10 protein-coding genes and 2 pseudogenes are annotated in these 11,303 nt (G+C 74.3%); 6 read left to right on the forward strand and 6 right to left on the reverse strand.

The genetic code is table 11. The annotated features are described in order from the left end of the window. The first annotated feature begins 91 nt into the window (after nt 1-91). The 3 genes from ACZ6A9_RS15850 to ACZ6A9_RS15860 are packed head-to-tail and all read left to right on the forward strand — an operon-like array spanning nt 92 to nt 3,077. A complete protein-coding gene (locus ACZ6A9_RS15850; RefSeq protein ID WP_468985050.1) occupies nt 92-1,393 on the forward strand; it encodes an alpha/beta fold hydrolase in 1,302 nt (433 codons plus the stop codon). A 44-nt stretch (nt 1,394-1,437) separates the two neighbouring features. After that, nucleotides 1,438-2,181, forward strand: a complete 744-nt coding sequence (locus tag ACZ6A9_RS15855; protein WP_468985053.1) for a PIG-L deacetylase family protein — start codon at nt 1,438-1,440, stop codon at nt 2,179-2,181. Next, a complete protein-coding gene (locus ACZ6A9_RS15860; protein ID WP_468985055.1) occupies nt 2,178-3,077 on the forward strand; it encodes a sigma-70 family RNA polymerase sigma factor in 900 nt (299 codons plus the stop codon). The genes ACZ6A9_RS15855 and ACZ6A9_RS15860 overlap by 4 nt, the downstream gene beginning before the upstream one ends. Nucleotides 3,078-3,290: 213 nt before the next feature. Here ACZ6A9_RS15860 and ACZ6A9_RS15865 read toward each other — a convergent pair whose 3' ends face one another. Next, entirely contained in the window at nt 3,291-4,772 is a 1,482-nt protein-coding gene (locus ACZ6A9_RS15865) for a cytochrome P450 (protein ID WP_468985058.1), read from the reverse strand. A 108-nt stretch (nt 4,773-4,880) separates the two neighbouring features. On the opposite strand from ACZ6A9_RS15865, the gene ACZ6A9_RS15870 reads away from it, so the two are divergent. Then, entirely contained in the window at nt 4,881-5,489 is a 609-nt protein-coding gene (locus ACZ6A9_RS15870) for a TetR/AcrR family transcriptional regulator (protein WP_468985060.1), read from the forward strand. Nucleotides 5,490-5,576: 87 nt separating this feature from the next. Next, entirely contained in the window at nt 5,577-6,305 is a 729-nt protein-coding gene (locus ACZ6A9_RS15875; protein WP_468985062.1) for a DUF2470 domain-containing protein, read from the forward strand. A 137-nt stretch (nt 6,306-6,442) separates the two neighbouring features. On the opposite strand, the gene ACZ6A9_RS15880 is transcribed toward ACZ6A9_RS15875, so the two are convergent. The 3 genes and pseudogenes from ACZ6A9_RS15880 to ACZ6A9_RS15890 all read right to left on the reverse strand — a co-directional run bounded on the left by ACZ6A9_RS15880 (nt 6,443) and on the right by ACZ6A9_RS15890 (nt 9,339). Next, complete coding sequence (locus ACZ6A9_RS15880; RefSeq protein WP_468985064.1) at nt 6,443-7,480, reverse strand: hypothetical protein; 1,038 nt, start codon at nt 7,478-7,480, stop codon at nt 6,443-6,445. A gap of 57 nt (nt 7,481-7,537) precedes the next feature. Beyond that, entirely contained in the window at nt 7,538-8,770 is a 1,233-nt protein-coding gene (locus tag ACZ6A9_RS15885) for an FUSC family protein (protein ID WP_468985067.1), read from the reverse strand. Between the two features lie 81 nt (nt 8,771-8,851). Continuing rightward, nucleotides 8,852-9,339, reverse strand: a pseudogene (locus ACZ6A9_RS15890) (FBP domain-containing protein). A gap of 97 nt (nt 9,340-9,436) precedes the next feature. Here ACZ6A9_RS15890 and ACZ6A9_RS15895 point away from each other — a divergent pair. Beyond that, nucleotides 9,437-9,571, forward strand: a pseudogene (locus ACZ6A9_RS15895) (sugar kinase); the annotation flags it as partial. Nucleotides 9,572-9,839: 268 nt separating this feature from the next. Here ACZ6A9_RS15895 and ACZ6A9_RS15900 read toward each other — a convergent pair. Continuing rightward, nucleotides 9,840-10,121, reverse strand: coding sequence for a hypothetical protein (locus ACZ6A9_RS15900; protein ID WP_468985069.1), 282 nt, complete (start codon nt 10,119-10,121; stop codon nt 9,840-9,842). Nucleotides 10,122-10,187: 66 nt separating this feature from the next. Continuing rightward, nucleotides 10,188-11,219 (reverse strand): SDR family oxidoreductase, encoded by a 1,032-nt coding sequence (locus ACZ6A9_RS15905; protein WP_468985073.1) that lies wholly within the window; start codon nt 11,217-11,219, stop codon nt 10,188-10,190. Nucleotides 11,220-11,303 lie beyond the last annotated feature (84 nt).

Raw genomic sequence — 11,303 nt, forward strand, 5'->3', positions numbered from 1 at the left:
GGCGCGTCCGCGGGATCCCGGGCTCGTCGGCCCCGGGACCATGTGCTGAACTGGGTCGCGATCCGACCATCCGTCCGTCCCGGGAGTTCCGTTGCCCGTCAGCTACCGTCAGCCCGGAGTGGTCCTCACCGACCGCCGTTTCACCGTGCCCCTCGATCACGACGAGCCCTCGGGGGAGACGATCGAGCTGTACGCGCGGGAGGTCGTCGCCGGCGACAAGGCCGGCCGGGACCTGCCCTGGCTGCTGTACCTGCAGGGCGGCCCCGGCTTCGGGGCGAACCGTTTCGTCGGGAAGGAGGCCTGGCTCGGCCGCGCCCTGGAGGAATACCGGGTGCTCCTCCTCGACCAGCGCGGCACCGGCCACTCCACCCCCGCCAACCGGCAGACGCTCCCGCTGCGCGGCGGCCCCGCCGAGCAGGCCGGCTACCTCGCCCTCTTCCGCGCCGACTCCATCGTGCGCGACTGCGAGGCCATCCGCCCCCAGGTGACCGGCGGCGCCCCGTGGACCGTGCTCGGCCAGAGCTTCGGCGGCTTCTGCACCGTCGCCTACCTGTCCACGGCCCCCGAGGGCCTCGACACCGCGCTCGTCACCGGCGGCCTGCCCTCCCTCGGCGCGCACGCCGACGACGTCTACCGGGCCGCCTACCCGCGCGTCGAACGCAAGGTCGCCGCCCACTACGCCCGCTATCCGCAGGACGTCGAACGCGCCCGGCGCATCGCCGACCACCTCCTCACCCACGACGTCGTGCTCCCGAACGGCTACCGGTTCACCGTCGAGGCGTTCCAGTCCCTCGGCCGGATGCTCGGCAGCGGCGACGGAAGCCACCGGCTGCACCACCTCCTGGAGGACGCCTTCGTCCCCACCCCGGGTGGCCCCGCCCTGTCCGACGCCTTCCAGGAGCAGGTGCAGGCCCTGCTGTCCTACGCCGGCCACCCGCTGTACGCACTGGTCCACGAGGCGATCTACGGCCAGGACACCCGGCCCACCGCCTGGTCGGCCGAACGCGTACGGGCCGAGTTCCCGCGGTTCGACGCGGCCAAGACGCTCGCCGGCGACGAGCCGCTGCTGTTCACCGGTGAGACCATCCACCCCTGGATGTTCGACTGCGACCCGGCGCTGCGCCCCCTGCGCGAGACCGCCGCACTCCTCGCCGCGCGCACCGACTGGACGCCGCTGTACGACCCGGCACGGCTCGCGGTGAACGAGGTCCCGGCCGCGGCGGCCGTCTACCACGACGACATGTACGTCCACACGCCCCACTCCCTGGAGACCGCGCGGGCGATCCGCGGCCTGCGCACCTGGGTCACCGACGAGTTCGAGCACGACGGCGTCCGGACCGGCGGCCCCCGCGTCCTGGACCGGCTGCTCGCCCTGGCGCGCGACGAGGCGTGACGCGCGCCAGGTGCGCTGTCGGTGCGGCGGGCTAGTCTGCGGGCATGACCGAGCCGACGATCAGTCAACTCCAGCCCCTGCCCGACGACTGGCAGCGCGCCCTGGCCGTGGTCGCCCACCCGGACGACCTGGAGTACGGCTGCGCGGCGGCGATCGCGTCCTGGACCGACGCCGGCCGCGAGGTCTCCTACGTCCTGGCCACCCGTGGCGAGGCGGGCATCGACACCCTGGAACCGGCGCGGTGCGGCCCGCTCAGGGAGCGGGAGCAGCGGGCGAGCGCGGCCGTGGTGGGCGTGACCGAGGTCGGCTTCCTCGACCACGCGGACGGCGTCGTCGAGTACGGCCCCGCCCTGCGCCGGGACATCGCCGCCGCCGTGCGACGGCACCGGCCCGAGCTGGTGATCACCCTGAACCACCGCGACACCTGGGGCGGCACCTACTGGAACACCCCGGACCACGTGGCCGTCGGGCGTGCCACGCTCGACGCGGCCGGTGACGCCGGCAACCGCTGGATCTTCCCGGAGCTGACCGAGCGGGGTCTCGAACCCTGGGACGGCGTCCGCTGGGTGGCGGTCGCCGGTTCGGGCAACCCCACGCACGCGGTGGACGCGACCGCCGGTCTGGAGCGGGCCGTGCGCTCCCTGCTCGAACACCGCACCTACATCGAGGCGCTGACCGACGAGGACCCCGAGGCGTACGCGCGCGGCCTGCTGACCGGGTTCGCCGAGGAGGCCGGGAAGCGGTTCGGGAACCGTCCCGCGGTCGCCTTCGAGCTGTTCTCCCGATGACCCCCGCGGACGACGACCTGCTGGCGCGGAGCTTCGAGGAGCACCGCGGCCGACTCGGGGCGGTCGCCTACCGCATGCTCGGCTCACTCGCCGAGGCCGAGGACGCCGTCCAGGAGGCCTGGCTGCGCCTGAGCCGGGTGGACCCCGCCGGGATCGGCAACCTGGGCGGCTGGCTGACCACCGTGACCGGCCGGATCTGCCTGGACCTGCTGCGCTCGCGCACCGCCCGCCGGGAGCAGCCGATGGACGAGACCTTCGTCCCGGACCCGGTGATCCGACCCCTCTGTCAGGCGGACCCGGAACAGCAGGCGCTGCACGCCGACTCGGTCGGCGTCGCCCTGCTGGTGGTCCTGGAGACACTGCAGCCCGACGAACGGCTGGCGTTCGTGCTGCACGACATGTTCGCCGTGCCGTTCGACGACATCGCACCGGTCGTGGACCGCACCGCCGCCGCGACCCGGCAGCTCGCCTCCCGGGCACGCCGCCGGGTGCGGGACACCACGCCTGCGTCCGATCCCGACCTCGGCCGGCAGAGACAGGTGCTCGACGCCTTCATGGCCGCGGCGCGCGGCGGTGACTTCGAGGCGCTGGTCGCCGTCCTGCACCCGGACGTGGTGCTGCGCGCCGACGCGGGCGCACTGGTCCGCGGCATGGGCGCGTCCAAGTCCCTCCGGGGCGCGAGGCCGGTGGCCGAGTCGGCGCTCCTGTTCGCCCGTTATACCGCCGCTTCCCGGATCGTCCTGGTCAACGGCGCCCTGGGGCTGCTCAGCGTCGTCGACGGCCGCGTCCGTTCGGTCATGTCCGTCACCACCACCGGCCACCGCGTCACCGGCATGTACGTCCTCGCCGACCCGGACCGCCTCGACCGCCTGCGGGTGCCCGACGACGAGACCTGATCCCACGCGCCCGGCCGCCGTCGTCCCGGCGGCACGGTGACGGCACGGCACGTGTGTGGTGCCGACCGCCCCGGACGGAGAACCGCCGCCCGGGCCACCGGCATCCTGAGGACGTCCGGCCCGGCCGGGCGCCACCGCGACGGGACGCAGCCGCGGGTCGTCCACGTCGAGGACCGACGCCCTGCGGCGCAACCGGCGCGGGCACGCCGGCCGTCAGGGGGTCCCCGGTGCGGCCGGGAGGGGCCCGGTGGAGGGCGTCCTGCGGTGCGGGCGCAGGCGCAGGCGCTCCGGCATCAGGGTGAGGCGTTCGGTCACGCTCAGCCGGTAGGCGGGGTCGGGGCTCAGGTCGTAGCGGCGCAGGAGGAGACCGAGGACCAGCGTCGCCTCGTGCAGGGCGAACTGGCGCCCGATGCACGCCCGCGCACCCGTCCCGAACGGCTTGAAGACGTGCGCGGGCCGGGACCGCACCGCCGCCGCCTCGAAGCGGTCCGGGTCGAACCGCTCTGCGTCCGCTCCCCACACGGCGGGGTCCCGGTGCAGCATCGGCGTCAGCACCAGCGTCCAGGCGCCCCGGCGCATCGGATGCTCCCCGGCGAGGACCGTGTCCCGCGTCGCCTCGCGGGCGAAGGCCGGAGCCGTCGGCCACAGCCGCAGCGACTCGTCGAGCACCCGGCGTACGTAGCGCAGCTTGGCGACCTGCTCGTAGCCGGGAGCCGCCGCGTCGCCCCAGACACGATCCACCTCCGCGCGCGCCCGCGCCGCGACCTCGGGCTCGCGGGACAGGTAGTGCAGCGCAAACGACAGCGCGCCCGACGTCGTCTCATGACCGGCGACGAGGAACGTGATGACCTGCCGCCGGACGTTCTCCGCCGACAGCCGCTCCCCGGTCTCCGGGTGCGCCGTCTCCAGCATCCGGTCCAGCAGGTCCCCGTCCCCGCGGCCCCCGGCGCGACGGATCCGCACCACCTCGTCGACGATGCGGTTCAGGCGCGCGATGTCCGCCGCGTTGCGGCGGCTCGCGCGGCGCAGCAGCAGCGGGGTGAGCGGCGCGGGAACGCTGTTCAGCCGCTGGGCGTAGGTGAGCGTGCCGACCATCGCCGTGACGAACGGGTGCGGGCGTGCCCGCTCGAAGGATCCGAAGTCGTGGCCGAACCCGGTGCGGGCGATCGTCTCCAGGGTCAGCTTGGTCATGTCCCCGGGCACGTCCACCGGCCGGCCCCCGGCCGCCGCGCGGTCCCAGTGCTCGGTCAGACGCTCCGCGACGGCCAGCATCATCGGGTGGTACCCGGCCATGGCCTCACGGCTGAACCCGGGAGCCAGCACGTCGTGCGCCAGCTGCCAGTTCGGCTCGTGGTTGTACGCGGTGAACAGCCCGTCGCCCGCGACCGGCCGCAGATTGGCGACACCCAGCCCCACGTGCTTGGCGAACCGCGACTCGTCGGCCAGGTCCGCCACCAGAGCCGCGCCCCAGGTGAACACGAACTCCTTGCCGAAGGCGTTCCGGCGGAAGATGGGCCCGAGGTCCCGGGCGTACTTCATCGAGTCCTGGAGCGGCGTCCGCCTGCTCGCTCCGACGACGTCGCCCAGCAGCGGCAGGCGGTGCGGCGGGTGCGGTATGCGGTGCAGCCCGGGCCAGCCCGCCTCCGCGCTGCGGAAACCCTTCGGCAGCCCGGACCGTGTCGTCGTCTCCGCCATGACGCGATCTCCTTCGATCCGGCGTGCGCGTGCGACCTGTTGTACGCGAGTTCAATAGCGCGGCCAGTCTGGTCCGGCTGCTGAACCGGCGTCAAGTACAGTGCGGGCATGGCCGTGAACCAGGGCGGGCGCGCCCGCCGCCGGCTCAGCACCGAGGAGCGCCGCGAGCAGCTCCTGTCGGTCGGCGCACGGCTGTTCTCCGAGAGTCCCTACGACGACGTGTGGATCGAGCAGGTCGCCGAGATCGCCGGGGTGTCGCGGGGGCTGCTCTACCACTACTTCCCCACCAAGCGGGACTTCTTCGCGGCGGTGGTGGAGCGGGAGAGCGAGCGGATGCTCCGGATGACGGCGGCGGTCCCGGGCGTCCGGGTGCGCGAACAGCTCACGGCGGGGCTCGACGCGTATCTGGAGTACGTCGAGGCCCATGCGCACGGCTACCGCGCGTTCCACCGCGCCGACGCCGCGGGGGACCGTTCCGTGCGCCGGGTCTATCAGCGGGCGCTGGCCGCACAGGAGCGACAGATCCTGGCGGCCCTCGCGGCGGATCCCGAGTTCGGGCCGGCCTTCGAGACGCGGCCGGACACCCGGCTCGCGGTGCGCGGCTGGCTGGCCTTCACCACCGCGGTCTGCCTGGAGTGGCTGCGCGGCGCGGAGTTGGGCCGCGAACAGGTGCGCGACCTGTGTGCGCGCGCCCTCCTGGGTGTGCTCACGCCCTGAATCCCGCGGTGAGGATCCCGTCATCCGGTTGGCGCGCACCCCGATCTTCGATAGGTTAGGCAAGGCTTGCCTAACAGGAGGTTCGGGATGGGTGACGACACGCACAACTGGACGGCCGCACCGGGCGCGGCGGCGCGGGCCCGCTCGGTGCTCGCCGCCGCGTGGTCCTGCGCGGTGACCACGGAGGGCACCCGCGAGGAGTTCGTCGGTGCGCACACCGTCACCGACGACGGACGGGTACTCCTCCAGGTCCCGGAGGACAGCGTCCTGCGCGCCGCCGCGATCTGCGCGCCGCGCGGCGAGCCGTCCGCGGTGCTGGAGTTCGCCGACGTCGCGCCCGTCCCCGTGCGCGACCGGATCCGCGCCCGGCTGTGGCTCGCCGGCTGGTTCTCCGACCGGGACGGCCGTCTCGCCTTCCAGCCGACCCGCGTCGTGCTCCGGCAGCCGTCCGGCGCCGTCCTCGTCGACCCCGGCGAATTCGCCACCGCGGCACCCGACCCGCTCGCCACCGCCGAGGCCCGGCTGCTGACCCACCTCGCCGACTGCCACGCCGACGCGGTCGAACGCCTCACCCGCCTGGCCGACACGGGCAGCCTGCACGGGGCGGTCCGCGTCCAGCCGCTCGCCGTCGACCGGCACGGACTGACCCTGCGCATCGAACGCGTCCGCGCGGACGGCGACGTCCGGCTGCCGTTCCACGCTCCCGCCGACGACCTCGCCCAACTCACCGAACGCATGCACGCACTGCTCTCCCAGGCTGCCGCCGCCTCCTGCCCCCGCGCGCTGCAGCGCCGGCGCGCGGACGGCGACGGGTGAGGCGAACGGGTCGCTCGGCGACCACGGTCCACCGCCGCCCCGGTCGACGGGGAACCCGCCGGCCGGGGACCGCCGGGCACGAGGGCGCCCGCGCCCGTGACCGTGCGCCGCTCACCCGCACGGGTGAGCGAGGCCGCTCACCAGTCACCGTCCCGCACCGGTGCGCCCGTCGCGTCCCCCAGGGGTTTCACCTGATGGGGCGAAGGGGCCTGCCAGGGCTCGTGGTCGTCACCGAGCCAGTCGCCGACCGGCTTCACCTCCCGCAGCGCGTCCGAGGGGGCCAGGTCCTCGGCGTCCTGGTCGTAGTAGTCGAACCACGGCAGGCCTGCCCGGGTGTAGGCGGCCCGGTCCACCGGCGACGGCGGCGGCGCCTCACCCGTGATGCTCCGCCACTGGGGCGGTGTGACCAGATGGACGAACACCCGCCCCGAGGGCCGCTCCGACCAGTCCGTCAGGGGCCGGTCGTCCGCGTAGACCTCCTGCCGCATCGAACCCCCGGCCCCGAGCCCCATCGCCGCGCCGGCCCGGCCGGGCCGCCCGGCACCCGGCGCGGGCGCCGCCATCGCCGCCGGGGCGCCCGGCCCCGCGGCGAAGGGCGCCGCCGAGCGAGCCCGCACCGCCCGCCGGCGCCGCGCCTCCTCCTCGCGCCACCGGGCCAGCGGACCGTCGTCCAGCGGGAAGGACCGCAGCTGGACGCCGCCCCACACCTCCTCGCCGGTGACCTGTCCCTCGACCGTCGCACCGAGACCGAGCGGTACCGCCACGAACTGGCGGACCGTTCCCTCACCGGAGTTGATGCCGTCCAGCCAGGGCTGGCGGGGCAGGACGACGTAGTTCTGCGGTCCGCGCGTCAGCCGGTCGCTCCACGGGCGGCCCGACACCGCGCACACCTTGCCCACTCCGACCTGCAGCGCGGCCGGTTCGCGTGTGCCCGCGAAACTCAGCCACATGGCCTCACGCAGATACACCGGCAGCATCACTCCGCCCCGCGCCCGCCACGCCTTGGGCACCGCGTCCCCGTAGTCCGTGACGCGCCGGAGGGGGAACTCGCCCAGGCCCGGCGGCAGCGCGTGCGTGCCCGACTCGGGCAGCCGCAGCGTCCGGACGAACCGCACCGCCACCCCTCCGGGCAGCCGCAAGGTGTTCCCGTCGATCCGTACGCTGCCCTCGGTCATCCGCACACGCCCCCTTCGCGTTCGCCGGACCCCGCGCGAGTGCGCGGGCCCCTCCGCTCAAGAACGAGCGGAGGCACCGCGGCGGTTCCGGCTCAGCCGGTCCCACAGGCGGGTGAGCCGGGGCAGCCGCTCGCGCTGCTCCCGGGAGTGCCGGTCCAGTTCTTCGAAGAGCCGGCGCGTGCGGTGCTCGGTGTCCATCTCGTCGAGGATGCGGTTGACCTCGGTCAGCACAGCCCCGAGGAGCTGCCACTGGCCGGCGTCGCGCCGGGCCTCCGCGAAGAGCGACTCGGCCAGCTTGTCCCGGGTCGCCGCCGCCTGCCGCAGCTGGGAGGCGAGCCGGTCCTCCGCCGACTCCGCGTTCGCGCTCACACTCGTGGTCACCAGCACCGCGAAGCTGACCACGGCATCGGCGATCTCGGACAGCAGCTGCTCGAAGACCGCCCCCGTGTCCGGCGCGAACAGCCTGCCGGGCCCGCGCTCCTTGGACAGGTCGGTCAGGGTGCGTGCCAGCACCCGCAGCACCACGGTGCAGATCTCCAGCGTGTCGAGGCCGGTGCGCAGCACGATCCGGTGCAGCAGCCCCTCACGCACGCGGGGGTTGAGCCGCAGACTGTCCTCCGCCTGCCGGAGGTCCGCGTCCACCTCGGAGATGTCGTGGTCCAGCCGGCGGGCCTCGTACAGCCGGGCCTCCGCGCGCGACGAGGGCGGGCCCTGCGCGGCCTCCTCGCCGATCCGCAGCATCAGCTGCCGCACCCGCCGCGCCAGCTCCTCGATCGACTCGCCGGCCTCCTCCACCCACACCGGCGGAGCCAGCAGCAGGTTGAAGCCCATCCCGACGACCGCTCCGATCAGGGTCTCGACGATCCGGGCCCAGGCGGTGTCCCCGTGGGTGGTCACCCCGAGCACCAGCATCGCGCTGATCGCCACCTCGGGAACGAACTCGTCCACCCGCACAAGATGGCCGATGATCAGCGACGACAGGATGAGCAGACCCAGGCTCCACCAGGTCAGACCCACCAGGAGGCTGAAGAGGATCGCCACGACGACCCCGGTCACCACGGCGTTCACCCGGCGCAGCCCGGTGGTGAGCGTGGAGTACAGGGTGACCTGGACGACGAGCAGCGCGGTCAGGGGCGCGGTGAGCGGCGCGGTCTCGGGACTGAGCCGCACGGCGATGACGTAGGCGACCGTGGCGGCCGCCGCCGACCGCACCGTCTGCACGGTCAACGGGTCCCGGCGCCGCTTGAAGAACTGAACGGCCGAGGCGGTCATCTCACGTACACCTTGCATCTCGGGACGGTTCCCCTTACCCGGACGCGACGAACGTGTTGCGTGGTGACGGCAGTCCCCCGGCGGACAAGCGGGGCGGAGCTACAGCTTGTCGAGGAAGGCGAACAGGTTGCGCCGCGTGCGGTCGATCTGCTCCTCCAGGGACAGGCTCTCCTCGAAGCGGCCCCCGCTCTCCGGGACCTTTCTGCCGCGCACGTAGAGGGAGCAGGCGAGATCCGTGCACATGTAGGCGCCGACCGAGTTGCCCTCGCGGCCGGCCGTTCCCGCCCTGCGCGCCGTCATCAGGGAGACACCGCCGCGCGGATGCGTCGTCAGGCACAGGGAGCACATGCTGCGGTGCAGGAAGCCCCGGCGGGCGGGCTGGAACCGCATGGCCACCCCACGAGCCGCCCCTCGCGCTCGGCGACGACATAACTGCGGTCGGGCGCGCCCGGGTCACGCCAGCCCAGGAAGTCGAGATCGTCCCAGGGGTGGGTGTCCAGGCCCCGGGGCACCGCCAGCCGCTTGGCCTCACCCTTGGAGCAGTTGATGAACGACGTGCGGATGTCCTGCTCGGTGAGCGCTCTCATGAAGGCCGTCTCCTGGCGTGCGCCGGTGCGCGTGCTGTACGTGATCTTGCAGGACCCGGGGTCCGGGTCTCCGGCTCAGGGTAAGGACGGGTTCGCCGGGGGAGCCAACGGTTTTCCCGCCGCGCTCGCCGTCCCGGAGGAGACCGCCGAGTACCTGGGCGCGGGCCTGCCCGACCTGATCAGCCTCTTCCAGCCGGAGCGCGTCCTCAGGGACGGCTGGGCGGGTTTCCAGGACCCCCAGTCCCCGCACCTCGCCCGGCGCACCGCCGTCGCGGACCGCACCCCACGCTGAGCGGCGTCCGCCGCACGCACCGATCCGGTGCGTGCGGGTGCCCAGCGAGTCCGGTGCGTGCGGGTGCCCAGCGAGTCCGGTGCGTGCGGGTGCCCAGCGAGCGGGTCCCACGGCCCGGCCACCGGCCCGACGCCGCGGAGCGGGCCCACGGGGGCGGCTCGGCGCGACGGTGCCCGTCCCCGGGTGCCCGACGCGCGGCCCGGCCCGGTTACGCGGAGGGCTCGTCAGGCACCGGCTGCTCAGGGTCGCCGGACGCCGAGTGGGGAGCGCCCCTGCGGCCCGTTCCGGCCTCGTCCGTGTCGGGCACGTCGGAATCGGCCCGGTCCGTCTCCGGCTCCTCCGACTCGCCTGCCTTCTTCTCGCTCTCCCGTTCCGCGGCGGCAGGGGCCACCTCCCAGGGGTCCTCACCCGGGCCGGCCTGCTGGTCGGGCAGATCGCGGGGTACCCCCGCGCCGTTCTCACCGGGGCCTTCGAGGCGGTGGTCGGTCACGTCCCTCTCCCTCCGTATGTGCCGGCATTCGCGGGTACCTCCGGGATCACCCGCGAAACCAGGCACTCATCCGGCCTTGCGCCCGCGCAGCGGCTCCGTGGCGTCCCCCGCCCCCTGCCGCAGCCCCAGCAGGAACTCCTCCACCACCTGCGTCGCCGTGCGCACCGGCCGCCAGCCCAGTTCCTCACGCGCACGCGTGCAGTCCATCAGCGGCAGCCTCAGCACGGCGTCGAACAGGTGCGGGGAGGCCGGCAGCAACCGCAGCCCCCACCCGGCGGCGACCGCCGAACGGGCGGCCGCACGCGGCAACCGCACCCGGCGGGTGCCCAGCATCTCCCCGAGCAGGTCCGCGTCGACGGTCGGCTCGGCGGCGAGGTTGAAGGCGCCCCGCGCCTCGGCGGACAGCACCGCCAGCCGGTAGGCGTCGGCCGCGTCGTCGGTGTGCAGGGCCTGGACCCTCAGACCCGGGATGTCGGGCAGGAACGGCAGCAGATCGGGCCGCGCCATGGGACCCGGCAGGAAGCGCCCGCCGAAGATACGGCGCTGTTCGCTCGCCGACTCCCGCTTGAAGAGGAACGCGGGCCGCATCCGCACCACCCGTGTGCCGGGATGGTCCCGCTCGAAGGTGTCCAGCGCCCTCTCCAGGTACGCCTTCTCCCGGCAGTACGCGGCGTCCGGCCAGCCGTGCGTCGGCCAGGACTCGTCCACCGTCCGGTCCTTCGGGCCCGGTGAGTACGCCCCGACGGACGAGGCGTGCACCAGCGCCCGCACCCCCGCCTCGGCCACCGCGTCGAACACCCGCATGCTGCCGAGCACGTTGGTGCGCCACGTGGTCGCCGGATCGTGCGTCGGCTGGAACGCCCAGGCCAGATGGATCACCGCGTCGGCGCCGGCGAACTCCGCCGCGAGATCGAACCGGTCCGATGCCACGTCCACCGCCGACCACTCGGTCTTCGGCGGCGACCACTCGGGGACCCGCCGGGCCAGACCCCGTACGGACGCCACCCCCGGGTCCGCCGCGAGCGCCCGCACCACGCTGGTCCCGGCGTTGCCCGTGGCGCCCGTGACGACCACCCTCATGCCCGCTTGGCTGCTCACCTTCCGCTCCTCTCGGCCGTACGCTCCGCGGAACCGGCGGGTACCCCCGGGCGACGGCGTTCACGCGGCGAGGCGGGTCGGCCG

The organism is Streptomyces sp. NPDC041124, assembly GCF_055592385.1.